22 protein-coding genes are annotated in these 25168 nt (G+C 74.5%); 13 read left to right on the forward strand and 9 right to left on the reverse strand.

Features of this window, described 5'->3' with window-relative positions; all coding sequences use genetic code 11:
- Positions 1-124 precede the first annotated feature (124 nt).
- On the reverse strand, positions 125-1357 hold the full coding sequence (locus tag BJP25_RS09670; protein WP_075974492.1) for a cytochrome P450: 1233 nt from the start codon (positions 1355-1357) through the stop codon (positions 125-127).
- A gap of 146 nt (positions 1358-1503) precedes the next feature.
- On the opposite strand from BJP25_RS09670, the gene BJP25_RS09675 reads away from it, so the two are divergent.
- Positions 1504-2262 carry a TetR/AcrR family transcriptional regulator gene (locus BJP25_RS09675; RefSeq protein WP_075974493.1) on the forward strand — a complete coding sequence of 253 codons (759 nt, stop codon included), beginning with the start codon at positions 1504-1506 and terminating at the stop codon, positions 2260-2262.
- Here the strand turns inward: BJP25_RS09675 and BJP25_RS09680 are convergent.
- Positions 2259-3539, reverse strand: coding sequence for an MFS transporter (locus BJP25_RS09680; protein WP_075974494.1), 1281 nt, complete (start codon positions 3537-3539; stop codon positions 2259-2261). The two genes, BJP25_RS09675 and BJP25_RS09680, sit on opposite strands and share 4 nt — an antisense overlap.
- Before the next feature lie 213 nt (positions 3540-3752).
- Here BJP25_RS09680 and BJP25_RS09685 point away from each other — a divergent pair, with 213 nt between their 5' ends.
- The 3 genes from BJP25_RS09685 to BJP25_RS09695 are packed head-to-tail and all read left to right on the forward strand — an operon-like array spanning position 3753 to position 7623.
- On the forward strand, positions 3753-4748 hold the full coding sequence (locus BJP25_RS09685) for an aminotransferase class I/II-fold pyridoxal phosphate-dependent enzyme (RefSeq protein WP_084793831.1): 996 nt from the start codon (positions 3753-3755) through the stop codon (positions 4746-4748).
- A 23-nt stretch (positions 4749-4771) separates the two neighbouring features.
- Positions 4772-6427, forward strand: a complete 1656-nt coding sequence (locus BJP25_RS09690) for a prenyltransferase/squalene oxidase repeat-containing protein (RefSeq protein WP_075974495.1) — start codon at positions 4772-4774, stop codon at positions 6425-6427.
- Positions 6424-7623, forward strand: a complete 1200-nt coding sequence (locus tag BJP25_RS09695; RefSeq protein WP_075974496.1) for a cytochrome P450 family protein — start codon at positions 6424-6426, stop codon at positions 7621-7623. The genes BJP25_RS09690 and BJP25_RS09695 overlap by 4 nt, the downstream gene beginning before the upstream one ends.
- A 151-nt stretch (positions 7624-7774) precedes the next feature.
- Here BJP25_RS09695 and BJP25_RS09700 read toward each other — a convergent pair whose 3' ends face one another.
- The gene (locus tag BJP25_RS09700) at positions 7775-8608 is read right to left on the reverse strand and encodes a TauD/TfdA dioxygenase family protein (RefSeq protein WP_075974497.1); all 834 of its coding nucleotides are present in this window, start codon (positions 8606-8608) and stop codon (positions 7775-7777) included.
- A 149-nt stretch (positions 8609-8757) separates the two neighbouring features.
- On the opposite strand from BJP25_RS09700, the gene BJP25_RS09705 reads away from it, so the two are divergent.
- A complete protein-coding gene (locus BJP25_RS09705; RefSeq protein WP_075974498.1) occupies positions 8758-9750 on the forward strand; it encodes a methyltransferase in 993 nt (330 codons plus the stop codon).
- Positions 9751-9758: 8 nt separating this feature from the next.
- Here BJP25_RS09705 and BJP25_RS09710 read toward each other — a convergent pair whose 3' ends face one another.
- The 3 genes from BJP25_RS09710 to BJP25_RS09720 are packed head-to-tail and all read right to left on the reverse strand — an operon-like array spanning position 9759 to position 13980.
- A complete protein-coding gene (locus BJP25_RS09710; protein ID WP_075974499.1) occupies positions 9759-11024 on the reverse strand; it encodes an FAD-dependent oxidoreductase in 1266 nt (421 codons plus the stop codon).
- Positions 11021-11995 (reverse strand): UbiA family prenyltransferase, encoded by a 975-nt coding sequence (locus tag BJP25_RS09715; protein WP_233157983.1) that lies wholly within the window; start codon positions 11993-11995, stop codon positions 11021-11023. The genes BJP25_RS09710 and BJP25_RS09715 overlap by 4 nt, the downstream gene beginning before the upstream one ends.
- A 2-nt stretch (positions 11996-11997) precedes the next feature.
- The gene (locus BJP25_RS09720; RefSeq protein WP_143218968.1) at positions 11998-13980 is read right to left on the reverse strand and encodes an aminotransferase class I/II-fold pyridoxal phosphate-dependent enzyme; all 1983 of its coding nucleotides are present in this window, start codon (positions 13978-13980) and stop codon (positions 11998-12000) included.
- Between the two features lie 260 nt (positions 13981-14240).
- On the opposite strand from BJP25_RS09720, the gene BJP25_RS09725 reads away from it, so the two are divergent.
- Complete coding sequence (locus BJP25_RS09725) at positions 14241-15860, forward strand: Na+/H+ antiporter (protein ID WP_075974500.1); 1620 nt, start codon at positions 14241-14243, stop codon at positions 15858-15860.
- Here the strand turns inward: BJP25_RS09725 and BJP25_RS09730 are convergent.
- Positions 15843-16820, reverse strand: coding sequence for a helix-turn-helix transcriptional regulator (locus BJP25_RS09730; protein WP_075974501.1), 978 nt, complete (start codon positions 16818-16820; stop codon positions 15843-15845). The two genes, BJP25_RS09725 and BJP25_RS09730, sit on opposite strands and share 18 nt — an antisense overlap.
- Before the next feature lie 62 nt (positions 16821-16882).
- Between BJP25_RS09730 and BJP25_RS09735 the strand changes: the two genes are divergently transcribed.
- A complete protein-coding gene (locus BJP25_RS09735) occupies positions 16883-19117 on the forward strand; it encodes an ATP-binding cassette domain-containing protein (RefSeq protein ID WP_233157984.1) in 2235 nt (744 codons plus the stop codon).
- 64 nt (positions 19118-19181) lie between these two features.
- Here BJP25_RS09735 and BJP25_RS09740 read toward each other — a convergent pair whose 3' ends face one another.
- Positions 19182-19568, reverse strand: coding sequence for a bacteriophage spanin2 family protein (locus tag BJP25_RS09740; RefSeq protein ID WP_075974502.1), 387 nt, complete (start codon positions 19566-19568; stop codon positions 19182-19184).
- A 316-nt stretch (positions 19569-19884) separates the two neighbouring features.
- Here BJP25_RS09740 and BJP25_RS09745 point away from each other — a divergent pair, with 316 nt between their 5' ends.
- The 4 genes from BJP25_RS09745 to BJP25_RS09760 all read left to right on the forward strand — a co-directional run bounded on the left by BJP25_RS09745 (position 19885) and on the right by BJP25_RS09760 (position 22488).
- A complete protein-coding gene (locus tag BJP25_RS09745; RefSeq protein ID WP_075974503.1) occupies positions 19885-20403 on the forward strand; it encodes an OsmC family protein in 519 nt (172 codons plus the stop codon).
- Positions 20404-20511: 108 nt separating this feature from the next.
- Positions 20512-20973: a VOC family protein gene (locus tag BJP25_RS09750; protein ID WP_075974504.1), complete on the forward strand. Its 462-nt coding sequence runs from the start codon at positions 20512-20514 to the stop codon at positions 20971-20973.
- A 90-nt stretch (positions 20974-21063) separates the two neighbouring features.
- A complete protein-coding gene (locus BJP25_RS09755) occupies positions 21064-21753 on the forward strand; it encodes an SGNH/GDSL hydrolase family protein (protein WP_233157985.1) in 690 nt (229 codons plus the stop codon).
- A gap of 9 nt (positions 21754-21762) precedes the next feature.
- Complete coding sequence (locus tag BJP25_RS09760; protein WP_075974506.1) at positions 21763-22488, forward strand: DUF427 domain-containing protein; 726 nt, start codon at positions 21763-21765, stop codon at positions 22486-22488.
- Positions 22489-22502: 14 nt separating this feature from the next.
- Here the strand turns inward: BJP25_RS09760 and BJP25_RS09765 are convergent, their stop codons facing one another.
- The gene (locus BJP25_RS09765; protein WP_198943438.1) at positions 22503-23426 is read right to left on the reverse strand and encodes an alpha/beta hydrolase family protein; all 924 of its coding nucleotides are present in this window, start codon (positions 23424-23426) and stop codon (positions 22503-22505) included.
- Between the two features lie 136 nt (positions 23427-23562).
- On the opposite strand from BJP25_RS09765, the gene BJP25_RS09770 reads away from it, so the two are divergent.
- Entirely contained in the window at positions 23563-24177 is a 615-nt protein-coding gene (locus BJP25_RS09770) for a TetR/AcrR family transcriptional regulator (RefSeq protein WP_233157986.1), read from the forward strand.
- Positions 24178-24246: 69 nt separating this feature from the next.
- Positions 24247-25143 (forward strand): proteasome assembly chaperone family protein, encoded by an 897-nt coding sequence (locus tag BJP25_RS09775; RefSeq protein WP_075974507.1) that lies wholly within the window; start codon positions 24247-24249, stop codon positions 25141-25143.
- Positions 25144-25168 lie beyond the last annotated feature (25 nt).

Consider the following 25168-nt stretch of genomic DNA (forward strand, 5'->3'; position numbering starts at 1 on the left):
GGGCCGCGCAGGTCCGGGTGGTCGAAGATGTCGTCCCCTACGCCTGCGAATAGCTCCAGGCGGGCCCCGCGTTACACCTCCTGGAGGGGTGGCGGTGGGGGCGGCCGCCCCCACCGCCACGCGGCTACCAGGTGACCGGGAGCTCGTAGGCGCCGTAGATGCCCGCGTCGGTCTTGAACGGGATGTCGTCGACCGGGGCGGCCAGGCGCAGGGTGGGGATCCGGCGGAACAGGGTCTCGAAGACGATCTCCAGTTCCAGCCGGGCGAGGTTCTGGCCGAGGCACTGGTGGGGGCCGAAGCCGAACGCGATGTGGTGGCGGGCGCCGCGCTGGACGTCGAGGCGGTCGGGGTCGGGGAAGACCGCGGGGTCCCAGTCGGCCGACAGGCCCGAGACGATGATGCCCTCGCCCGCGCGGATGGTGACCCCCGCCAGCTCCACGTCCTCGGTGGCGACCCGGGCGGTGACGGACTCGACGATGGTGAAGTAGCGCAGCAGCTCCTCCACCGCCAGCGGGAGCTTCGTCGGGTCGGCCGTGACCAGGGCGAGCTGGTCGGGGTTGTCCAGCAGGCCGACCACGCCGAGGGAGATCATGTTGGCGGTGGTCTCGTGGCCCGCGACCAGCAGCAGGAACGCCAGGCTGACCATGGCGCCGCGGTCGAAGGTGCCGTCGGCGGTGCGCGCGGCGATCTGGCGGCTGAACAGGTCGTCGCCGGGCTCGTCGACCTTGCGGTCGATCAGCGTGCCGAGGTAGTCGCGCAGCGCGTCGACCGCGGCCGCCCGCTCGCCCGGTGCGGCGTTGCGGCGGACCAGGACCGAGGTGTGCTCCTGGAAGAAGTCGTGGTCGGCGTAGGGGACGCCGAGCAGCTCGCAGATGACCAGCGACGGCACCGGCAGCGACAGCGCCCGCACCAGGTCCACCGGCTGCCCCGGGGCGGCGAGCAGGTCGTCGACGCACCCGTCCACGATCTGCTGGATGCGCGGGCGCAGCGCGGCGACCCGCTTGACGGTGAACTCCGCGATCACCGCGCGGCGGGCGGTGGCGTGCTCGGCGCCGTCCATGCTGATCATCGAGGGCGGCTGGGTGCGGAACCGCTCCCGGATGCTCTGGTCGGTGCTGGGGATGGGGAACCCGTCGAGCCTGCGGTCGGAGGAGAAGCGCTTGTCGGCGAGCACCGCGCGGCCCTCCCGGTGCCCCGACACCCACCAGACCTCGTCGCCCCCGGTGATGCGCACGCGGCTGATCGGCGCCTGCTCGCGGCGCTCGGTGTACTCGGCGGGCGCGCTGAACGGGCACCGGCGGTCGACCGGGTACTCGGTGCCCTGCTGCTCGACGCGCTCCACGACGGCCTCGGTCACGGGCCACCCCCATCTCGGCGGATCATGTGGATGATTTTCTTCCGGTTGCCCCAGAGTAGCTAACCGGAAGGAATTCGTCCACATCCGCCGATCGGGTGACGCCGTCCCCGCCCCCACCGGTGCGGAATCGCCCGTGAGGTGCGAAAATGCCCGCTCCAGCCGGGACGACGACGAGCAGGGGGTGCGCGGTGGGGGACAAGGGCGGGACGCCACCGGCGCTGCGGGCCGACGCGCGGCGCAACCGCGCGCAGATCATCGACGCCGCCAGGGCGCTGTTCCTGCGGGTGGGCGTGGACGTGCCGATGGAGGAGATCGCCAAGGCCGCGGGCGTCGGGGTGGGCACCCTCTACCGCCGCTTCCCCGACCGCGCCGAGCTGATCAAGGCCGTCAGCCTGGACAACTTCGCCCGCCTCGTGGAGCTGGCCGAGCGGGTGGAGGGCGCCGAGCCGGACCCGGCCCAGGCGCTGACGACCCTGCTGCGCTCGGCGCTGGAGCTGCGCCTGGGCATCACGATGACGGCGCTGTCCGACCGCGCCTACCGGGCCATCCAGAGCTCGCCGGAGATCGACGAGCTGCGCGACCGGGTCATGGCCGTCGCCCAGCGGCTGCTCGGCCGCGCGCAGGCGGCGGGCACCATCCGCGCGGACATCGAGATCGGCGACACCATGCTGGCGCTGGTGCTCGTGTCCCGGCTCGTGCCGCCCGCGGGCGACGACCTCGCGGAGATGGTGTTCCAGCGGCTGTTCGCGCTGGTGGTCGACGGGTTGCGGGCCATCCCCGGCACCCCCATGCCCGGGCGGCCGGTGACCTACGAGGACATCAACGAGCTGCGCCGCTCCGGCGGGCTCGGCGGCTTCGGCAAGTTCGCCCCCGCCGACCCGGACGAGTCCCAGCGCGCCCGCTAGGGCCTGTCCACTGTGGTCCGAACGGGTGGGCGCGCTGCCGCTTCCGCGCCCACCTCCGGCACCCCCCGCACCGCCAGCGCGCCCGCGACCCCGAGCAGTGCCAGGAAGCCGAAGAACGCCGGGTATCCGCCCATGCCCAGCAGCAGCGGCGCCGACAGCGGGACGAGCGACTGCGGCAGCGTGTTCGCGATGGCCACGATGCCCAGGTCCTGGCCCGCCGTGGCGCCGTCGGGCAGCACCCGCACGCACATCGCCAGGTCCACGGCCAGGAACGTGCCCATCCCGATCCCGAGGACGCCGCCTGCGGCGAGCACGACCGGGATCGAGGGCGCGGTGGCGAGCAGCAGCATGGCCACCACCCCGATCACGGCCGAGGCCACGACGAACGGCTTCTGCTTGCGCAGCACGTCCGACAGGTGTCCCGCGACCAGGCTCGCCACCACCGCGGTGGGCACGGTGATCAGCGACCAGGCCAGCACGAGCCCGCCGACCTCCGCGGGCCGCACGCCGAACCGCTGGATCAGCAGCAGCGACACGTAGCTCCCCGCGGCGTAGGTGCCGGTGATGAGGAAGCGCACCAACCACGCCCAGCCGAACGCCGGGTACCGCCGCGGGCTCACCCAGAAGGTCCGCAGCACCGAACGGGGACCGTCCCCGCCCGCCCGTCCGCGGGCCCGGCGGTCCTCCCGCACGAGGACCACCGCGACCACCCCGGCCACGGCGGCGATCGCGCCCACGACCTGCCACTGCGCCGCGGACCCGGCAGGCAGCGCGTTGACCACGAGCAACCCCAGCAGCGGCGCGAACGGGATCACCAACCCGAGCATCCCGGACGCCAGACCCCGCCGCCGCGGGGGAACCTGGTCCGCCAGGACGGCGTTGGTGGCCGCCTGCTGGAACCCGAACAGCGCTTTGGCCAGGCACCACAGCACGACCACCTGCCACACCGCTGACGTCCCACCGATGGCCACCACCGCCGCGGCACCGCCGAGCGCGCCGACGAGGACCCACGTGCGCCGCGGCCCGAGGGCGAACGCCGTCGCGTCGCTGATGCGCCCGGCGACCGGCGTCACCACCAGGACGACGACGGCGCCGAGCCCGGTCGCCAGCCCGAAGGCGTCGGCCGCCCGGCCCGCGTCGCCGGTCAACCCCGTGAACCGCAGGGCCAGCAGCAGTTGCAGCGGGGTGATGATGGCGGTGTAGACACCGAACTGCGAGGTCAGAAGCGCGGCGGCGACCCTGCCGAACGGCGTGGCCCCGGGACCTCGTGCACCCATCCCGTCCTCCTCACACCTGGAGCCGCGAATGGTGCTGGCGCCCGGGATCGCGGGTCAACCGCCCGTCCGGTGAAATCAGCGGACCGCGTTTTCCCGCACTACCGCATATTTCCTGTTTACGCGCCGCGGCCTTGACCCGGTGATCACGCCGTCCCTAGCGTCGGTGGCGAACGCGACGACCCCGCTCATCGAACACCGCCGAGAGGCAGGCCTGTGACCCGGATCGTGCACCAGCTCTCCCTCAACGAGAACCACTCGCCGCCGCTGCCCGGGGTGCGCGCGGCGCTGGCGGGTTCGTTGGACTCGGTGCACCTGACCCTGGACGCGCTGTCGAGCGGCTTGGAGGCGGAACTGGCCGCGCACCTGGGTGTCCAGCCGGAGCAGGTCGTCGCGGGTGCGGGGTCCGGCGCGCTGCTCGCGCAGTTCATGACCGCCCACGCGGGTCCCGGTGACGCCGTCGTGCACAGCTGGCCGTCGTTCGAGGTGTACCCGCTGCTCATCAGCACCAGCGGCGCGCGAGCGATCGCCGTGCCCGCACCGGACGACCGCCAGGACCTCGCGGCCGTCGCCGCCGCCGTCACACCCGCCACGACGGTCGTGCTGCTCTGCAACCCCAACAACCCCACGGGTGAAGTGCTCGGCGCCCCGGCGCTTCGGGAACTCCTTGACGCCCTGCCACCGCACGTGGTCCTGCTGGTGGACGAGGCGTACCGGGAGTTCGCCGAACCGGGGTCGATCGCGGACGCGCTGGAGCTTGCGGCCACCGACGACCGCGTCGCCGTGGTGCGCACGTTCTCCAAGTCCCACGGCCTGCTGGGCGCGCGCGTCGGCTACCTCGTCGGGTCCCGGCGCGTGGTGGACCCGCTGCGCCCCTCGACCATCTTCTACCGGGTGCCCACCCCCGCCCAAGCCGCCGCGGTGGTGGCGCTGCGGGCGGAGGACGCGATGCGCGCGCAGTGCACCCAGGTCGCCGCCGAACGCGACCGCGTGCGCCGCGGCCTGCTCGACCTCGGCTTCGACGTGCCGCCCAGCGGCGGCAACTTCCTCTGGGTGCGCCTGGGCGAGCGCAACGACGAGTTCGTCGCGCACCTCGCCGAGCACGGGATCGCCGTGCGGGCGCTCGCGGGCGGGGCCGGGGTGCGGGTCAGCACCGGCACCCGCGAGGCCGACGACGCGGTGCTCGACGCCGCCAAGCAGTTCCCCCGCTGACCACCCCGAGAGGACGGCTCCGCATGGCACCGGTGCAGGTGGACGCGCTCGACAGGGCGGTGGCGGAGGGCGCCGAGGCCCTGTTCCGCGCCCAGCGCCCCGACGGCGTGTTCGACTACAGCGAGGACAACCTCACCTCCACCCTGGGCACGGTCGGCGCGGTGTCGGCGCTGCACTTCGCGGACCCGGGCGGCAGCGCCGACCTCATCGCGGCGGGCGCGGGGTGGCTGCGCCGCACCCAGAACCCCGACGGCGGCTGGGCCATGGTGCCCGGCCTGGCCAGCGAGGCGGGGCCGACCGCCGTCGCCTCCGCCGTCCTGCACCTGGTCGACCCCGGCGGCAGCGCCGGCCCGGTCGCGTCGGGGCAGCGCTGGATGGCCGACTTCGGTGGCCTGGACGCGATCCCGCACCCCGAGGTCGTCGCCTGGTGCAGGCAGTACTACGGGTTCGTCGGCTGGCTGGACCCCCGGGAGATGCGCCGCTTCCCGCTGGAGCTGGCGCGCTTCCCCGGCCTCTACCGCAAGCTGTTCGACCTGCGCCTGCCCATGGCGTCCGCGCTCGGCCTGGCCCAGGCGCGGCACAAGCCGCTCAACCGCCTGCACCGCGCGCTGGCCCGCTGGGGCGAGCCGAAGGCCCTGGAAGTCGTGCGCCAGGTCTACGAGCACGAGGGGTCCACCGGCGCCTGGTGCGAGAACGCCTGGGTCACCGGGCTGGTCTGCACCGGGCTGGCGCGCGCGGGCCTGGCCGAGGACATGGTGGCCGCGGCCGTGGGCTGGTTCCGCCGCTCGATGCACCCGGACGGCTGGTGGCAGACCGGCCCGCTCGACGCGGCGTGGTCGATGTACGCGGTGCGGGGGCTCATCGAGGTCGGCTACGCCGACGATCCCCGGCTCGTGGCCTCACGCGAGCTGTTCGTCCGCCTCCAGCAGCACAAGCCGTTCCTCGCCTTCGGCTGCCCGCCCGGCTACTGGGGCTGGGCGGGCACCGAGGGGTGGCCATCGACCCTGGAGACGGGGGAGATCCTGTCGGTGCTGAGCAGGCTGCCCGGCGACGCCCAAGCCGGTGCCGTCGCCGCGGGCGTCGAGTGGCTGACCCGCGTGCAGGACTCCCGCGGCTCGTGGGGGCTGTGCGTGCGCAACACCAAGGTCGCCAACAGCGGCCCGTGCCCCATGACCACCGTCCAAGCCGTTGACGCGCTGCTCGACGCCGGGGTGCCCGCCGACGACCCGCGGGTGCGCCGGGCGTTGCGGTGGCTGGCGCGGGTGCAGGCGGCGGACGGGACGTTCGAGTCCGTCTGGTACCGCCACCACACCATGGCCACGGCCGCCGTCCTGGAGACCTTCACCCGCGTCGGCCAGGCGGCGGGCCCGACGGCGCGCCGGGCCGCCGCGTGGCTGGAGCGCACCCGGCTGCCCGACGGGTCGTGGGGCGACGGGCTCGGCGCGCCGGGCACCGTCGAGGAGACCGGCTGGGCCATCGCCTCGCTGCTCGCCGCGGGCGCGGACCCGGCGGGGGTGCGACCGGGGGTGGAGTGGCTGCTGGCCCGCCGCACGCCGGACGGGTGGCCCGCCGAGAGCGTGCACGAGTACGTCCGGTTCGTCAGCCGCTACGCCAACCCGGCCTTCACGCAGGGCATGGCCCTGCGCGCACTGGGCCGCTACCGGGAGGTCGCCAGGTGACCCGCGCGGAGAGCTTCACCGAGGAATACTGGCGCGATCCGCACGCCGCGCTGGCGTGGGCGCGCGAGCACGAACCGGTGCGCGCCGTCGACTTCGAGGGTGGCCGCACCTGGCTGGTCACCCGGTACGCCGACGTCCGCGCTGGCCTGGTCGACCCGCGGTTGGCCAAGGACCACCGCTCCGCCCTGCCCGAGCACGAGCGCGCCACCACCCCGCACGCCCTGCCCGCGCCGATGTCGCACATGCTGACCTCGCTCGACCCGCCCGAGCACACCCGCCTGCGCGCCCTGGTCACCCAGGCCTTCACCGCCCGCCGCGTCGCCGAACTGCGCCCGCGCGTGCTCGCCGTGGCCGAGGACCTGCTGGCGGGGCTGCCCGAGGACGAACCCCTCGACCTGGTGGCCCGCTACGCGATCGTGCTGCCCATGGTGGTCATCTGCGAGCTGCTCGGCGTCCCCGACATCGACCGCGACGAGTTCGCCCGGCTGTCCACCGTCCTCATCGACGAGTGCCCCGACGAGGAGCTGGCCAGGGCCTCGGCGCAGATGGCGACCTACCTGGAGGGCCTGGTCGCGGCCAAGCGCGCGGCCCCGGACGACGCCCTGCTCTCGGCGCTGATCACCGCCTCCGACGAGGGCGACCGGCTGACCGACCTGGAGATCGTCGCGATGGCCATGCTGCTGCTCATGGCGGGCCACGAGACCACGGCGGTCTTCCTGACCAACGGCGTGCGCGCGCTGCTCGCCGCCCCGGCCCTGATCGACCGGCTGGCCACCCCCGCCAGTGCCGCGGTGCTGGTGGAGGAACTGCTGCGCTGGCTCTCCCCGGCCATGAACGCCTCCCTGCGCTTCGCCACCGAGGACCTGGTCATCGGCGGTGTGCCCATCAGGCGGGGCGACTCGGTGATGCTCTCCACCGGCGGCGCCAACCGCGACCCCGCCCGCTACCCCGCCGCCGACCAGTGCGACCCGGACCGCGACACCACCGGCCACCTCGCCTTCGGCCATGGCATCCACCGCTGCCTGGGTGCGGCCCTGGTGCGCTTGGAGGGCGAGATCGGCTTGTCCGCCCTGTTCCACCGCTACCCGCGGTTGCGCTCCGCCGCGGACGAGGACGACCTGACCTTCCGCCGCAGCGTCCACGTCCACGCCCCGCGCACCTACCCCGTCGTCCTCGGGCCCCGCAACCGGGAGTAGACGACCAGGCGCGACCCGCAGTCGCGCCGGGGGCCGCAGCTGGCATCAACCACCGAAATGCGCACGGGGAGTTGCGCAGTCAGCGGGAAGGCGGGGGCCGCAGTCCCATCGCTCCGTCCCCGCCTCCACACTTCCCGCCTTTTCCGAGCCGCTACTCCTTCACGGTGGTGGCGGCCATGCCCGGTTCCGCGAAACGCTCCCACCGGGGTTCAGCACCGCGGGGTTCGTCGCCCATGACCGTCACGCGCTGGCCCACTCGCCTGCCCGCGTAATCGTTGACCGCGTAGTGCTGGGTGGCCCGGTTGTCCCACATGGCCACCGCGCCTTCCACCCAGCGGTATCGGCACGTGCGCTGTGGGCTTTCCGACAGCTCGAACAAGTGCGAGAGGACGGCGTCGCTCTCGCCCTTGCTCAGTTGGAGGATGCGGCGGGTGAACATGCGGTTGACGTACAGGCTCTTGCGGCCCGTCACCGGGTGCACGCGCACGACCGGGTGTTCTGCCTCGCTGCGGAAACTGCCGTGGGGGTGGGCGAAGACGTGGGCGGCGGTGGTCCCTTCCAGCAATTCCTTCATGGGCGCGGACAGGGCCTCGTACGCCAGGTGCTGGTTGCTCCACATCGTGTCGCCGCCCGCCACCGGGGTGCGGGTGAGCTGGAGGACCGAGGCGATGGGCGGGCTCTGGACGTAGGTGACGTCGGTGTGCCAGACGTCGGCGCGGGCGCCCTGGTCGGAGTCCAGGACGACGATGTGGTCGTGGCCGGGCAGCTTGGGCAGGAAGGGGTGGACCTCCAAGGCGCCGAAGCGGCTGCCGAACGCCTCGTGCGCCGCGGGGGACAGCCCGCCCGCCTCGGGGAAGAACAGGACGAGGTGGCGCACGAGCAGGTCGTGCAGCTCGGTGAAGACCTCGTCGTCCACCGCGGCGAGGTCGACGCCGCGGACCTCCGCGCCGAGCGCGCCCGAGATCGGGTTGACCTGGATTGCCATTGCACTCCTCCACTGCTGTCGCTGAACACCACGCCTGGGGCGTGGTGGACTTTCATCCGGAAGCGCCGAGCGCGCCCTTTCCCGCTCCCCGGCGGGCTGCCAGCATCGGATCAGAGGCATTTCCCCGGCGACGAGAGGATTGCACCGGTATGTCGGCACAGCAGGAGTTGGCCAGGATGGTCGACCTGGCGACCCCGTTCGCGGTCCGGGTGGCGGTGGCGCTGCGGCTGCCCGAGCTGGTCGAGGCGGGCACCACCGACCTGGCGGCGCTCGCGGCGGCCGCGGGCGCCGACCGGGACGCGCTGCGCAGGCTGCTCGGCCACCTGACCGGCATCGGCTTCCTGGCCGAGCCGCGGCCGGGCAGCTACGCGCTGACCGAGGTGTCCCGGGTGCTGCTGCGCGACGACCACGCCGCCGCGCGCCGTTGGCTCGACAGCGAGGGCCCCGGGGCGAAGATGGACCTGGCCTACGCGGGCATGGCGCACTCCGTGCGCACCGGCCGCTCCGCCTACGGGCAGGTGCACGGCGTGCCGTTCTGGGACGACTACAGCGCCGACGAGGGCCTGCGGCTGTTCTTCGGGCAGGTCATGGCCGCGCACGCCTGGCAGACCGGGCCGGTGGTGGCCGCCGACCTCGACTGGTCCGGCGACGAGCGCGTGCTCGACGTCGGCGGCGGCATCGGGGCGCTGCTGGTCGACGTGCTCGCCGCCAACCCGCACCTGGGCGGCGGCGTCCTCGACCTGCCCGCCGTGGAGCCCGAGGCCACCGCCCACCTCGCGGAGGCCGGTCTGGCGGACCGGGCGCGGTTCGTGCCCGGCAGCTTCTTCGACCCGCTGCCCGCGGGCTACGACACCTACGTGATCTCCCGGGTGCTCACCGACTGGGGCGACGAGGACGCCGCGCGCATCCTGCGCCGGGCCGCGGAGGTGGTCGGCGGGGGCCGGGTGCTGGTGGTGGAGGTGCTCGCGGGCCAGGAGCACGCCAAGAACAACTCCTCCTTCGACCTGCAATCGCTGGCCCTGCTCGGCGGCCGGGAGCGGTCGGAGGCGGACTTCCTGGCCCTGGCCGCCGAGGCGGGCTTCGCCACCGCCGTCCCCCGGCGCTGGGACGGGGGCCTGCTCGTGGTGGAGTGCCGGGCCTGACACCCCGGTCACGACCGCGCCCAGCTCGGGATCCGCCCGCCCCGCGGGTCCGGCAGGATCCCGAGCTGGTGCAGGCGGTCGAGCGGGGTCAGCGGGTGCCTGCCCAGGCCCGCCATGTTGTGCATGATGGTGAAGCTCAGCCTGCGGTTGCCGCCGGTCTTGCGCAGCGCGCGGCGGCCCAGCGCCCGGCCGAGCGGCGACCGGTCGGTGATCATGCGGGTGGCGTTGTGGCTGGTGGTGCCGACGTGCTCCAGCGCCTGCCTGCGCTCGCCGCTCCACACGCGCAGCCGCGGCAGGAGCGCGCCGTCGGACAGGTCGCCGTCGGACAGGTGCGCCGCCAGGCTCGCGGCGTCGATGATCGAGCTGTTCATGCCCTGGCCCGCGGCGGGGTGCACCGCGTGCGCGCTCTCACCGATCAGCACGAGGCGCCCCGAGGTCAGGGTCTTCGCCAGGGCGCGCCCGACCGGCAGCACCTGCCGCGTCGGCCAGGCGTGGACGATGGCGTCGCGCAACGGGGCGAAGGCCGGGACGTCGCGGATCACGCCGTCCACCCAGCCGCCCGCGTCGGAGACACCCCGCAGCTCGTCCGGTCCGATCTGGACGTAGAGCCGGGCACGCCCTCCGGGCAGGGAGTAGCGCATCGCCAGACCGCGCGAGGTGGCGTAGGTGGAGACGTCATCGGTGAGCGGTTGGTCGACGAGCTCGAACGCGGCGAGCCGGTGCGGGTAGTCGACGCGGTCGAACCCGATCCCGGCGTCGCGGCGCAGGCGCGAGGACACGCCGTCCGCCGCCACCACGAGGCGCGCGGACACGTCGCCGTCGTCAACGCGCACCCCCGCCACGGGGCCGTCGAGCAGGTTCCGCACGACGGCACCGCGCCGCAGCTCCACCGACGGCGGCAGCGTGCGGGCCAGGGCGTCCAGGATCACGTGGTAGTCGTGCACCAGCAGCCACGGCCGGTCCGTCCCGAGCGTCGTGTAGTCCATCGTCATCAACGCCTCGCCCGCGCTGTCCCGCGCCACGAGCCCGGACAGCCTCAGTGCGCCCCTGGACCCCAGCCCCGGTGCGACGTCCCAGTCGCGCAGGACGCCGGTGGCGCCGGGTTGCAGCAGCTCGCCCTTGGGGATGGGCCGCACCTCGCGCTGCTTGTCCAGCACGAGGACGCGCAGCCCGAGGCCACCGAGCGCGTGCGCGGCCGATAGCCCGGCCACCCCCGCCCCGCTCACCACCACGTCCACATCGGTCGTGGCGGGGCCGGTGTTGGAGCTGGTCATGGTGCAGTCACCTTCCGCGGTTCGGCCGGGGGGATCTCGTGGGTGGAGCGCATCGCGTTCTGGGTGAGCACGCTGAACACCAGCACCGGCACCAGGACGGTCACGGCGAACGCCGCCCCCGCACCCGCGGCGGTGACAGCGCAGGCCAGCACCAGGCGTTCTGCCACCAGCACTTCGTGCGCGCGCAATGCCGATTCACGGGTGATGCCGTCGCCCTGCGAGAGCAGCCCACCGAACACCCACGCGCCCATGGCGGTGGCCGCGATCAGCAGCACCAGGTAGGACGTGCGCTCGTGCAGCGGCAGCAGGACGCAAGCAGCGGCAGTGGCCAACGCCGAACCGTAGAGGGACTGGGCGAGCCTCGCTCCATAAGCGACACCCCGCCGGACGGGCACCGACCGGTAGCCGCCCGCCTGGTCGCCCCCGACGTCGCGCACAGCACCGACGAGGTTCGACGCGGTGTCGTGCAGGAGGAAGACCAAGGCGAACGGCACCGCCACCCACACCTGCCCGCCGGGGACGCACGTCGCCCCGCACAGCACGGCCAAGGCCGTCAACGCGCCGCGCACGAGGTTCCCGGAGATGCCACGCCCCTTGCACACCCTGCTGTACGCGGCGATGCCCACCACGCCCAGCGCGAGCAGCACCAGCACCCGCCAGTCGACCGCGAGCGCCACCACCGCGGCGCCCACCTCGCACACCACCGCGGAGATCAGCGCGGCGCGCGGGCTGAGGCGGCCGGACGGGATGGGGCGCTGCGGCTTCTCGATCGCGTCCAGCTCCCGGTCGAACCAGTCACCCAGGTAGTGCCCGCCCAACCACACCAGCACCGGCACCACGGCCGCGGCGGCGAAGTGCGCGGGCCCCGGCGTGCCCCCCGCGATCGCGGCACCCGCCAGGCCGACGAACCCGGGGTAGGGGAGGGTGTAGGGGCGCCACGTCTGCACGTGCGCGGTCAACCGCACCGACACCGCTACCGCCTCCGGTCGACCGACAGGTCCGCCACCTCGGCCAGGACCGCCGTGTGCTGGTTGGGCCCCAGACCGTCCAAGTAGGACTTGGCCAGCGCCACCTCCGCCTCGGCGTGCTCAACGGCGCGCTTCACCGCGCCCGTCTCGTCGAGCACGTCCCGCAGCTGCGGGTAGGCCTGCTCCGGGGGCAGGGTGCCGCTCAGCGCCGCCGCGACCCTGGCCCGCTGCTCCGCGGTGCCGGTCTCGTGCGCCAGCAGCACGGGGTAGGTCGGCCGCAGGTTGCGCAGGTCGCTCAGCGCCGACTTGCCCGCGGTGGCCGAGTCCGACAGGTAGGGGAGCAGGTCGTCGTGCATCTGGAACGCCAGGCCAAGGTGGTCGGCGTACCGGCCGATCGCGTCGACGACCTCCGGGGCCGCGCCGCCGAGCAGCGCGCCCGCCCGGCACGCGCCGCGGAACAGCGCGCCCGTCTTCAGCGCGATCATCGCGAGGTAGTCGGCCAGCGGCCGGTCCGGGTCGGCGGCCATCGCGCCCTCCAGCGCCTGGCCGCGGCAGACGTCGACACCGGCGGCGGAGATCTCCCGCACGGCGGCCAGCGCGGCGGCCTCGGGCACGCCGCGCTGGACGCACTCGGCCACCGAGCCGAAGGTGCGCAGCATCAGCGCGTCCCCGGTGGCGATCGCGTCCGGGACGCCGAAGCGGTGCTGCACCGACGGCTTGCCCCGCCGGGTGTCGTCGCCGTCGATCACGTCGTCGTGCACCAGCGACCCGACGTGCAGGTACTCCACGGCCAGGGCGGCGGGCACGACCCGCTCGACCGCGCCGCCCACGGCCCCCGCCGCGGCGGCGAGCAGCAGCGGGCGCAGCAGCTTGCCCGGGGTGAGCAGGGCGTACCGGGAGATGCCCAGCACCGGGTCGGTGTGCTCCGGCCACGCCCGGTGCAGCGCCTCGCGCAGGCGGGTGACGGTGGCCTCGGCGGCGGGGGACAGGCCCCGGCGGGTGTGCTCGGAGATCAACGCGATCGCCGCGTCGTTGGCCTCGCGCGTGCCCACCGTGACCCGCACGCCCATGCCGTCCACCTCGCTCACGGCCACGCCGTTGTCCGCCAGGTGGCGCACCAGGTCGGCGCTGCGGTCGCCGAGGGGCAGCCAGAGGTAGTTGCCCGCGCTGGGCGGCACGGGCAGCCCCCGGTCGAGCAGGGCCGCCCGCACCCGGTCGCGCTCGACGCGGACGGCCGCGCACTGGGCGCGCATCTGCTCCTCGGCGGCCAGCGCCGCCGCGGCCGCCGCCTGGGCGACCGTGCTCACCCGGTAGAACGGCGTCGTCTCCCGCACCCGGGCCGCCACCGGCTCGGCCGCGACCAGGTACCCCACGCGCAACCCCAGCAGGCCGTGCGACTGGGAGAACGTGCGCACGACGACCACCCGGTCGTCCACGCCGCGCAGCGCCACCGCGTCGGCGACCTCGGCCCGGTCCGCGAACTCCCGGTACGCCTCGTCCACGATGAGCAGCACGTGCTCCGGCAGCGCGTCGAGCAGCCCGCGCAGCCGGTCGTGGTCCAGCACCGATCCCGTGGGGTCGTTCGGGTTGGACAGCAGCACCGCCGCCGTGCGCGGCGTGACGGCGGCGGCCAGCGCCTCGACGTCGGTGGCGTACCCGTCGGCCAGGGGGACCGGGACGGGGGTGGCGCCGGAGTTCCGGATCATCCTCGGATACCCCCACGACGCCGGGACGGCGTGCACGACCTCCCCGCCGGGGCCCGCGACCGCGTCCAGCAGCTGCTGGAGGACCGCGCCGGAACCGGCGCCGACGACCACGTCGGCGGCGGGCACGGCGAGGTGGTCGGCGATGGCGCCGGTGAGCCCGTCGGCGAGCGCGTCGAGGGCCAGGTTCGGGTGGTCGGCGGCGTGGATGACCGCCTCCCGGACACCGGGCAGGGGCGGCGCGAAGTGCTCGTTGCGGGACAGCTGGTGGACGATGCGCGGCACGCTCTGCTCCCCGTTCACCGGTCGGGCACCGGGTCGCTTGACTGGTCCGGACCACCATCGCCCGGGGGCGCGCGGCGGCGGGAGGGTGGGCGCGGCGATGCTGGAAGAAGGTCCACCTCGACCACCTGCTTGTCGCAACGGCCGACCACGCGCCGTTCCCAGGTCCGCCCGTCCGGGTGACGCGCGTCCGGCGCGGGCGCGGTCGGGGTTGTCGTGGCGCGGTGCGAGACTGGGGCCGTCGCGTGTGGAGGGAGTGTGCTGTGGAGACCCTGGTGCTGCTGTGCGTCCTGGCGGGCTCGCTGGGCCTGACCGCGGTCGCGCGGCGCTTCGAGCTGTCGGCGCCGCTGCTGATCACCGTGGTGGCGCTGGCCGTGGCGGCGGTCCCCGGGGTGCCCAGGGTCGACCTGGAACCGGAGCTGATCCTCACCGCCGTGCTGCCGCCGCTGCTGTACTCGACCTCGGTGGACAGCTCGGTCGCGCACTTCAAGGCCAACCTGCGCCCGATCATCTCGCTGGGCGTGGTGCTGGTCGTGCTGACCGCGTTCGCCACCGCGTTCGTGGTGCGCCTGCTGCTCCCGGGGATGCCGTGGGCCTCGGCGCTGGTGCTCGGCGCGGTGGTGTCCCCGCCGGACGCGGTGACAGCGGTGGCCATCGGCCGCAAGCTGGGCCTGCCGCGCCAGGTGATGTCGATCCTCACCGGGGAGAGCCTGGTCAACGACGCCGCCGCGCTGACCCTGTACAAGGTCGCGCTGGCCGCCGTCGCGGGCACCGCGGCGACCCTGCCGCACGGGCTGGCCGTGTTCGCGGTGGCCGCCGTGCTCGGCATCGCGGTGGGCCTGGCGATCGGCGTGGTGGTGACGGTGGTCCGCGCCCGGCTCGACGACCCGCTGGTCGAGTCCGCGTTCGGCATCTTCGTCCCGTTCGCGGCCTACCTCGCCGCCGAGCACCTGCACCCGTTCGGCCCGGGGTTCAGCGGCTCGGGCGTGCTGGCGGTGGTCACCGCGGGCCTGTGCATCGGCCACCGCTCCCTCTACGCCTCGGCCGCCACCCGGATGCAGGACCGCACCGTCTGGTCGGCCATCGACGTCGTGCTGGAGGGGTTCGTCTTCGCGCTGATGGGCTTGCAGCTGCCGGTGGTCCTGGAAGGCGCGGACGCCGCGGGCGAGGACAACCTGCTGCTCGCCGTCACCGCGGGCGTGGTGCTGCTGGCGGTGATGTTCCTGCGCATCCCGGCGGTGTTCCTGTTCACCGCGCTGCCGCTGGCCGCCCGCCTGTCCGGCCGCGACCGGCGCAGACCGCCCTGGCAGTCGGTGGCGGTGGTGTCCTGGACGGGCATGCGCGGCGTCGTCACCCTCGCCGCGGCCGCGGGCGTCCCCGAGGGCACACCGGGGCGCGAGGAGATCCAGCTCTGCGCCTTCGCCGTGGCGGTCGGCACCGTGCTCGTCCAGGGCCTGACCCTGCCACCGCTCATCCGCTTCCTCGGCGTCCGCGACCCCGGTGAGGCCGCCCGCGACCGCGCGGAGGAGGAGGCCGCGCGCGAGGTGGCCCGCCACGCCGTGCAGGACCGCCTGCGCGAGCTGGTCGAGGCCAAGCTCACCGCCCCCGGCGTCGGCCCCGAGCAGGCCGAGCGGCTGCGGCGCAAGGTCGAGTGGATGATGGACAACCGCGACCGCTTCGCCAAGGCCGCCGCGTCCCTGTCGACCGAGGAGGAGGGCGCCGACGTCCGCGCCAGGATGGGCGCCTTTCGCCGCGAGGTCCTGGCCACCCAGCGCGCGGTCGTGCTGCGGGAGAACCGCGAGGGCAGGCTGGACGACGAGGTGCTGCGCAAGGTGCTCGAACAGCTCGACGTCGACGAACTGGCCTCAGCCGCCCGCACCTGACCGCCCGTCGCGCCCGGGGGTCAGGCGCGCCCCGAACGCGGCGCAGGCGGCCCGGAACTCGGCGGGCTCGTCGACGGAGAAGTCCGCGTCGAGGAACGCCAGGGGGAGCAGCAACCACTGCCACGAGTCCAGGCGCAGCACCGCCCGCGTCCGCCGGGCCCCGAGGCTGGTCAGCTCGACGTCCTGGTGGCGCAGGGCGTCCGCGACCCGCTCCACCGGGGCCTCGACGGTCAGCACCACGCGCGTCCGCTCCTTGTTCAACCCCGCGCGCAGGTAGTCGATGCCGCTGTCGGCGGGCAGGGGGCGCGGGGTGAACCCGCGCCCGGTGTCCGCGACGCCGCTGACGCGGTCGGTGCGGAAGACCCGCCAGTCCTGCCGGTCGGTGTCCCAACCGAGCAGGTACCAGCGCAGGTGCCGGTGCAGCTGCCGGTGCGGCTCGACCCGGCGGCGGCTGCTCCGCCCGGACACCGAGGTGTAGTCGAAGGACACGACGTGCCCGGCGTGGATGGCGTCCGCCAGGGCGCCGACGGCCGCCACGTTCGTGCTGGGCGCCGGGGTCCGCTCGGCCTCCAGCGCCCCGCGCAGGGCCGCGGCCCGGGGGCGCAGCCGCTTGGGCAGGTACTGGTCGACCTTGCCGTGCGCGCGGGCCGCCGCGTCGTCCAGGCTGCCCTCGACCGCCGTCCCGGTCGCGGCGAGGGTGGCGAGGGCGAGCAGGGTGGCGACGGCCTCGTCGTCGTCGAGCAGGAGCGGGGGCAGGGCGCGGCCCGCCGCGAGCCGGTAGTACCCGCCCGGCCCCGGCTGGGTCTCGACCGGGTACCCGTAGCCGCGCAACCGGTCCACGTCCCGGCGCAGCGTGCGCGGGGTCACCGACAGCCGGGTCGCCAGCTCCGCGCCCGAGAACGCCCGGCCCGTCTGCAACACCGCGAGCAGGGCCAGCACCCGTCCCATCACGTCGGCCACGCCCCGAGTGTGCACCAGGACGCGGACACTTTGTGGCCACGTCTGGTCCTAGCTTCGCCGTCATGCAGAAGACCGCCATGGAGAAGATCAGCATCCGCGGCGCCCGCACCCACAACCTCGCGGGCCTGGACCTCGACCTGCCCCGGGGCGCGGTGGTGGTGTTCGTGGGCGTGTCGGGGTCGGGCAAGTCGTCGCTGGTGTTCGACACCATCGCCGCCGAGGCCGGGTACCAGCTCACCGAGACGTTCCCGCCGTTCACCCGCAACCGGTTGCCGAAGTGGACCCGGCCGCGGGTCGACCGGGTCGAGGGCCTGTCGCCGGTGGTGGTCGTCGACCAGCGGCGCCTGGGCGGCAACGCCCGCTCCACCGTAGGCACCGCCACCGACGCCTGGACCTACCTGCGGCTGCTGTTCTCCCGGGTAGCCACCCCGCACGTCGGGGAGTCGAACCACTTCTCCTTCAACGAGCCCGCGGGGATGTGCCCGACCTGCTCGGGGCTCGGCGAGGTGGTCACCAGCGCCGTCGACCGCTTCCTGGACCTGGACAGGTCGCTGGCGGGTGGCGCGATCCTGCTGCCGGGGTTCGGCAACGGCGGCTACTGGTACTCCCAGTACGCCGACATCGGCGCGTTCGAGGCGACCACACCCCTGCGGGACTGGACCGAGGACGAGCGCCAAGCCCTGCTGCACGGCGGCGAGCGCGCCGCGGCCCTCGGCGCCAAGTCGGACTACGAGGGCGTGGTGGAGCGCTTCGAGCGCGTCTACCTGCGCACCACCGACAACCTGTCCGACCGCAAGAAGGAGGCCCTGGCCCGGTTCACCCGGTCGTCGACCTGCCCGGAGTGCGCGGGCGACCGCCTCAACGCGGCCAGCCGGTCGGCGACGCTGCTGGGGCGCACGATCGGGGAACTGGCCCGCGTGGAGATCAGCGAGCTGGCCGGGTTCGTCACCGGGATCACCGAACCCGCGGTGGCGCCGGTCGTGGGGCTGCTCAAGGACCGGCTCGACGCCATGGTGGCGATCGGCCTGGGCTACCTGCACCTCGGGCGCGGCACCACCACGCTCTCCGGCGGCGAGTCGCAGCGGGTGAAGACGGTCAAGCACCTGGGCAGCAGCCTCGTGCAGCTGCTGTACGTGTTCGACGAGCCCACCGCGGGCCTGCACGCGCAGGACGTGCCCGCGGTGGTGGCGCTGCTGGAGCGGTTGCGGGACAAGGGGAACACCGTGCTGGTCGTCGAGCACGACCCGGTGGTGATGGCCGCGGCGGACCAGGTCGTCGAGATCGGCCCGTCCGCCGGGGACGCGGGTGGGCGGCTGGTGTTCCAGGGCCCGTACGCGGACCTGCTGCGGGCGGGCACCCCGACGGCGGCGACCCTCACCGAGCCGCGCCCCACCACCGGCGCCCCGCGCACGCCGACGGGGTGGATCACCGTCGAGGGCGCCACGCGCAACAACCTCCGCAACGTCACCGCCCGCATCCCCACCGGGGTGATGACGGTGCTGACCGGTGTGGCGGGGTCGGGCAAGTCGAGCCTGGCCGCGGAACTCGTGGCCCGGCACGACGCGGTGGTGGTCGACCAGCGGCCGGTGAGCGCCAACCGCCGCTCGACCCCCATCACCTACACCGGCGTCGCGCCCGCCATCCGCAAGCTGTTCGCCAAGCGCAACGGCGTGCCCGCGGGCCTGTTCAGCGCGAACTCGGCGGGCGCCTGCCAGGAGTGCAAGGGGGCGGGCGTCCGGTACGTGGACCTCGCCTTCCTCGAAGGCCAGGAGACCGAGTGCGAGGCCTGCCACGGGCGCCGCTTCACCCCCGAGGTGCTGGCGCTGACCGTGGACGGCCTGTCGATCGCGGACGTGGACGAACTCACCATCGCCGAGGCCATCGACCGGTTCCAGGACCCCGCCATCACCGGCGCGCTGCACCACCTCGCCCGGGTGGGGCTGGGGCACCTCGGCCTGGGCAGGCCGCTGTCGACGCTCTCGGGGGGCGAGTGCCAGCGGGTGAAGATCGCCAAGGAGCTGCGCGGGACGACCGGCCCCGCGCTGCACGTGCTCGACGAGCCCACCACCGGCCTGCACCTGCGCGACGTCGACACCCTGCTGGCCGCCGTGGACGACCTCATCGCCGACGGGCACACCGCGGTGGTCATCGAGCACAACACCGATGTGGTGCGCCGTGCCGACTGGCTCATCGACCTGGGGCCGGGGCCGGGCAGGCACGGCGGGCGGGTCATCTACGAGGGTCCGGTGGCGGGCATCTCGGGCACCCCGACCGCGCGCGCCCTGCACGGCGGGTGAGGTGCCGGGGGAGTGGCGGTCGGGTCGCCCGCGCGCTGTCGCCCCACGTCGGGGTGGGGGTGGGTCACGAGGTGCCGGAGCAGGCCTGGAGGAGGGCGTTGGCCTGGTCGGTCTTCTGGCGGAGCCAGTCCACCGGGCTCGCCAGGTCGTCGAGGGTGACCGAGTCCAGGGTGGCGGCCAGGCGGTCGATCGCCTCGTTGACCGTGGTGTCGGCGGCTTGGCCCGCGAGGCCGGACAGCTTCTCGGCGGCGTTCTGGGTCTGCTCCAGCGCCTGCTGCGGGTCGACGTCCGGGGTGAAGTCCACGGCGTTCACCGCGTCCAGGCAGACCTGGGCGGTGGTCAGGGACTGGTTGACCTGGGTCGCGGTGTCCGCGGCCTCCTGCAGGCTGCCGCACGCGGACAGCAGCACCAGGCCCGCGGCGGTGGTGAGGGCGACGATGGTCTTGCGCACAGGGCTCTCCTCCGGTCGATGACCGAAGGTCTCCCCACCGCCCGAGGCGGCGCCGAGGCCGGGCGGATGTGGATCCACCGTACTGACGACCCGCGGCCGGGGGGTACTCCCCTTCGCACCACCCATGATCCGGACGCCGGGGGTCGCTGTCAAGCCAGGACGTCCGCGTCCCACCCGCCGATCCTGTCCACAACGGACGGATGGCGGCGCAAGCCCTTCCACAGTGCGGACACCGTTGCCGCCCGCCGCGCGACGTCGGCACGCTCAAGGCCGCGGCCTGCCCACCCGGGCGGCCAAGCCCACCCAGGAGGTACCGGTGACCGCGTCCGCCCAGCAGCTCAACGCCGTCGACATCGCGGCGGTCGGCGCACTCGTCGAGGCCGTCCGCGCCGACCCCGCCCAGGCCCGCACGACCTGGGCGGCGCACGTCACCTGGGAGGGCGGGTTCCGCTCCGCGGCCAGGGTGCGCCGGTTCGACCCGGTGGCCTCCGACGAGCCGCCCGCCCTCGGTGGTGGGGACAGCGCCCCCAACCCGGTGGAGCAGCTGCTGGCCGCGCTCGGCAACTGCCTCGCCGTCGGTTACGCGGCCAACGCCACGGTGGCGGGCATCGAGCTGGAGTCGCTGTCGGTGGACGTGCGCGGCGACGTCGACCTGCGGGTCTTCCTGGGGCTGGCCGAGGGCCACGCCGGGTTCGACGGCATCACCGCCACCGTGCGGCTGGGCACCGGCGCGTCCCCGGAGCAGGTGGCGGCCCTGCACGAGAAGGTCGTGGCCACCTCCCCGGTCGGGCACACCCTGGGCGCGGCCGTGCCGGTGGACGTGCGCCTGGCCTGACCCCGTCGGCGGACAGCACGGCTCGGCGGGACAGCCCGGCTCGCGGACAGTAGGTGTCCGCGAGCTGTGGCAGGGTGGCCGCGCAGTCCGCAACGACGAGGAGAACCGATGAGCCGCGAGGTGCAGATCACCTTCGACGCCCACGACCCGCACGCCCTGTCGTGCTTCTGGCGCGACGCGCTGGGCTACGTCCACCCGGGCCCGCCCGGGGTGGAGCTGCCCGAGGGCGCCGACCCGCTGGCGGCGTGGGACGAGTTCCTCGACCGGGCGAACGTGCCGCAGGACCAGCGCAACACCAGCTCGGCCGTGCAGGACCCGGACGGCCGCGGCCCCCGGCTGTTCTTCCAGCAGGTGCCCGAGGACAAGGCGGGCAAGAACCGGGTGCACCTCGACGTCCGCGCGGCCCCGGGGCTGCGCGGCGACGAGCGGATGGCGGCGCTGGAGCTCGAGTGCGAGCGCCTGGTCGCGATCGGCGCCACCCGGCTGCGCCGCGACGAGCCCGCCCCGCCGCTGAGCCACGGGTTCATCGTCATGGCCGACCCCGAGGGCAACGAGTTCTGCCTGGACTGACGGCGACGACCTGCGGGGCCGCCGCGCGGCGGCCCCGCAGGTGGGCTGTGGGCCCGGGTGGGCTGTGGGCGCGGGTAGTCTGTGGGCACTGTGGAGACTGGTGGCGGGGCGCGCAAGCGCCGGGGGTTCTTGGACTACGCGGCGATCGTGATCCCGGGCATCGGCCGGGTGCGGGCGCAGAAGGAACCGTTCGCCCGCGCCTGGGAGCGGGAGAACGAGCGCGCGCTGGCCTCCGGTGAGCCGCTGTGGGTGGCGCTCGGGGACTCGATGAGCCAGGGCATCGGGGCCGCCGACATCTCCGGCGGCTGGGTCGCGCAGCTGCGCGACCGGCTCGACGGCGTGGCCGTGCTCAACCTGTCGGTCACCGGTGCCCGCATCGGTGACGTGCTCACCGACCAGCTGCCCCGCCTGCACGACCTGGGCGTGCGGCCCCGGCTGGTGACGCTGATGGTCGGCGCCAACGACATGCTGCTGCGCAAGCGCAGGCGCGGGGCCCCGGACGAGTTCCGCGCCGTCCTCGACCGCCTCCCCGGGTGCGACGCGGTCATCGCGACGCTCCCGCAGGGCGTCACCGAGGCGCAGGAGATCAACGCCGTCCTCGACCGGGAGGCCGCCGCCGGGCGGCTGCGCGTCGCGGAGATGCGCGGCGGCGCGCTGGGGTCCTGGCGGGGCAGCCTGGCCGAGGACTTCTTCCACCCCAACGAGCGCGGCTACGCCCGCATCGCCGCGGTGTTCGAGGACCCCGTGCGCCGTTCCCTGCGCGAGCCCCGGCGGCAGTAGCGTGACCGGGTGGACGAGTCGCGGGACGGTGTGATCCGGGTCGAGCAGGGGCGCAAGCGGGTGCGGGCGTTCCTCGGTGGGCAGTTGGTGGTCGACACCCTGCGCCCGGTCCTGGTGTGGGAGTGGACGCGCTACCCCACCTACTACGTGCCGGTCGAGGACGTGCGGGCCGAGCTGGTCCCCACCGGCGAGGTGCTGCCCACCGGCCGGGGCCGCGCCGCCGTCCACGACCTGCGCGCTGGTGGGCTGACCGCGCCCCGGGCGGCGGTGCGCTACCTCGACCCGCCCGTGGCGGAGCTGCGTGACCTGGTGCGCGTCGAGTGGGCGGCGGTGGACCAGTGGTTCGAGGAGGACGAGCCCGTCTCGGTGCACCCGCGCGACCCGTACAAGCGGATCGACGCGCTGGCCAGCAGCCGCCGCGTGCGGGTGGAGCTCGGCGGCGTGCTGGTCGCCGACTCCACGCGGCCGGTGATCCTGTACGAGACGGGGTTGCCGCCGCGGTACTACCTGCCGCTCACCGACGTGCGCCAGGACCTCCTGCGGCCGTCCGCGCTGCGCACGAGCTGCCCGTACAAGGGCACCGCCGACTACTGGTCCGTCGAGGTCGGCGGCACCCTGCACCGGGACGTCCTCTGGGGCTACCGCACGACCCTGCCGGAGAGCGCCAAGATCGCCGGGATGGTCGCCTTCCACGACGAGCGCGTCCACCTGACCGTCGACGGCGCTCCCGGCTGACCTAGGGCCCGTCCTCAGCTGGGGTCCAGCTTGGACTCCAGCCTGCCCAGCGGGTCGGGGTCGGCGTCGAGCTCCTTGCGCGCCAGGTCCCACGCCCCGCCGTCGACGCCGAGCGCGTCGCGCAGGAAGGCCGTGGTCAGCCGCTGCTGCAACGCCACGCGGCCCGGGTGCGCGTCGGTGGTCTCCGCGACCTCGTAGCCGGGGATGCCGCCGAGGGAGTGCTCCGCGCCGAACAGCGTCAGCAGGCTCTTGCGGCCCGGGCTGAGCGCGTACGGGTCGGTCATCCAGTCCGGACCGCGCAGCGTCAGCGGGGAGTCGTCCGCGTCGCCGGCCACCACCAGCGCGGGGGTGCGCATGTGCGTGAAGTCGGGGTTCATGAAGGGGAAGTGTTTGGCGGCGAACGGGCTCAGGTCGGCCCCGCCCCTACCCGCGGTGGCGAACAGGACCCCGGCCCGCACGCGCGGGTCGGACAGGTCCTCGCCGTCCCCGCTGACCGGGTCGACGACCCGCAGGCCGAGCAGGGTCCCCGCGGTCTGCCCGCCGAAGGAGTGGCCCGCCACGGCGACCCGCTCGCGGTCGACCCGCCCGCCCAACCCCGGCACCGCGGCCTCGACGGCGTCGAGCTGGTCCAGCACCGCGCGCACGTCGGCGACCCGGTGGCGCCAGATCAGCGGGGTCCGGGGGTCGTCCTGCGGGGTGGCGAGGGTGCGGGAGTCGAGGTGGGTCGGCTGCACGACGACGAACCCCTGCTCGGCCCAGTGGTCGGTGAGCGGGCCGTAGCCGTCGAGGGAGGAGCCGAAGCCGTGCGAGAACACGACGACGGGCAGGTCCCGACCGGTGGCGGGCGCGCTGACCCGCACCAGCAGGTCGGTGCCGCGCGCCTGGGTGCCGACCGGGTCGGGGGCGCGCAGGGCGAGCGGCTTCACGGAGATGATCACGGGGGAGGTCCTTCCGGCGATCGGCGGTCCCGGCGGGGTGCGCGGTCTGGCACCATGGTCAAGCGGGACGGCGTCCCGTTTGACGATACGGAACAGCGTCCCGGTTAACAAGTGGGACGTTGTCCCGCTTGGCTGGGTGGCGGGAGGGTTCGCGGTGGTGGACGACCGGGCGCAGGGGCGCGAGCCGCGCCGCGCCGACGCGCGGCGCAACAAGGAGGCCCTGCTCAGGGCCGCGGCGTCGGTGTTCGTCGAGGCCGGGGTGCAGGCCCCGATCCGCGACATCGCCGCCCGCGCCGGGGTCGGCACGGCGACGATCTACCGGCACTTCCCGACCCGGGCCGACCTGATCGTCGGCGTCTACCGCCACCAGGTCGAGGTGCTGGCCGAGGCCGGGCCCGCCCTGCTCGCCGAGTCCGCCACCGGGTACGCCGCGCTGGCCCGCTGGCTGGAGGCGTTCGTCGACTTCGTGGTCACCAAGCAGGGCCTGGCCTCGGTGTTGCAGTCCGACGACCCGTGCTTCGACCCGCTGCACTCCTACTTCCTCGACCGGCTCGTGCCCGTGTGCACCGAGCTGGTCGAGGCGGCCTCGGACGAGCTGCGCGAGGACGTCAGGGCCTACGAGCTGATGCGCGGCGTCGGCGGGCTGTGCGCGAGCTCGGGTGGCCCGGGCGCCTACGACGCCCGCAAGCTGGTGCGCTTCCTCGTGGCCGGGCTCCGCCGCGCGGCGCCACCGGCCGGGGACGCGGCGTGAGCGGCGGGGAATAGGCTGGCGGGCACGGGCGTTCGCAGGACAAAACCGAGATCGACTGGGAGGTACGCGGTGGCGCTGGACCCGGAGGACGTGGTGGAGGTCGACTCCGACGTCCCGGACCTGGACGGGGTCGTGCTCCTGCACCACTTCGACGGCTTCATGGACGCGGGGTCCGCGGGCGCGGTCGTCGTGGCGCACCTGCTGGAGACCCTGGAGCACCGGGTGGTCGCCCGGTTCGACGTCGACGACCTGCTCGACTACCGCGCGCGCCGCCCGCCGATGACCTTCGAGACCGACCGGTGGACCGCCTACGCCGCCCCCGAGCTGGTGGTGCACCTGCTGCACGACTCGCTGGGCACGCCGTTCCTGCTGCTCACCGGCCCCGAGCCGGACCGGGGCTGGGAGCGGGTCATCCGCGCGGTGCGGTCGCTGGTCGAGCGGTGGGGCGTGCGGCTGGCCGTGGGCATGCACGGCATCCCGATGGGCGTGCCGCACACCCGCGACCTCACCGTCATCTCGCACGCCACCCGGCAGGAGCTGGTGACCGGCACCTCGCCGTTCAGCCGGGTGCAGGTGCCCGGGCACCTGTCGGCGCTGCTGGAGTACCGCCTGGGCGAGGCGGGCCACGACGCGCTCGGCTACACCGCCTTCGTCCCGCACTACCTCGCCCAGACCACCTACCCCACCGCCGCGGTGAAGCTGGCGGAGGCGCTGATGGCGGGCACCGGGCTGGTGTTCGGCCTGGAGGCGATGCAGGAGTCCGCCACCAGGGTCGAGGCGGAGATCGCCCGGCAGGTGTCGGAGTCCGAGGACGTCGCGCAGCTGGTGCAGGCGCTGGAGCAGCAGTACGACGCCTACGCCAGCAGCCCGGGCAACCTGCTCACCGACGGCGAGCGGGTGCCCAGCGCGGACGAGCTGGCGGCGGAGTTCGAGCGGTTCCTGTCCGAGCAGCCCCGCGACGGCTGAGCCACCCCGCCCGTCCGGTGGCGCG

Source organism: Actinokineospora bangkokensis (assembly GCF_001940455.1).
Classification (GTDB): domain Bacteria; phylum Actinomycetota; class Actinomycetes; order Mycobacteriales; family Pseudonocardiaceae; genus Actinokineospora; species Actinokineospora bangkokensis.

What these genes read in the sequence shown, in the direction of transcription:
- BJP25_RS09675 (WP_075974493.1), top strand. Translation starts at nt 1,504, where the DNA reads ATGCCCGCTCCAGCCGGGACGACGACGAGCAGGGGGTGCGCGGTGGGG.
- BJP25_RS09680 (WP_075974494.1), bottom strand. Translation starts at nt 3,539, where the DNA reads ATGGGTGCACGAGGTCCCGGGGCCACGCCGTTCGGCAGGGTCGCCGCC.
- BJP25_RS09690 (WP_075974495.1), top strand. Translation starts at nt 4,772, where the DNA reads ATGGCACCGGTGCAGGTGGACGCGCTCGACAGGGCGGTGGCGGAGGGC.
- BJP25_RS09700 (WP_075974497.1), bottom strand. Translation starts at nt 8,608, where the DNA reads ATGGCAATCCAGGTCAACCCGATCTCGGGCGCGCTCGGCGCGGAGGTC.
- BJP25_RS09705 (WP_075974498.1), top strand. Translation starts at nt 8,758, where the DNA reads ATGTCGGCACAGCAGGAGTTGGCCAGGATGGTCGACCTGGCGACCCCG.
- BJP25_RS09710 (WP_075974499.1), bottom strand. Translation starts at nt 11,024, where the DNA reads ATGACCAGCTCCAACACCGGCCCCGCCACGACCGATGTGGACGTGGTG.
- BJP25_RS09735 (WP_233157984.1), top strand. Translation starts at nt 16,883, where the DNA reads ATGCAGAAGACCGCCATGGAGAAGATCAGCATCCGCGGCGCCCGCACC.
- BJP25_RS09750 (WP_075974504.1), top strand. Translation starts at nt 20,512, where the DNA reads ATGAGCCGCGAGGTGCAGATCACCTTCGACGCCCACGACCCGCACGCC.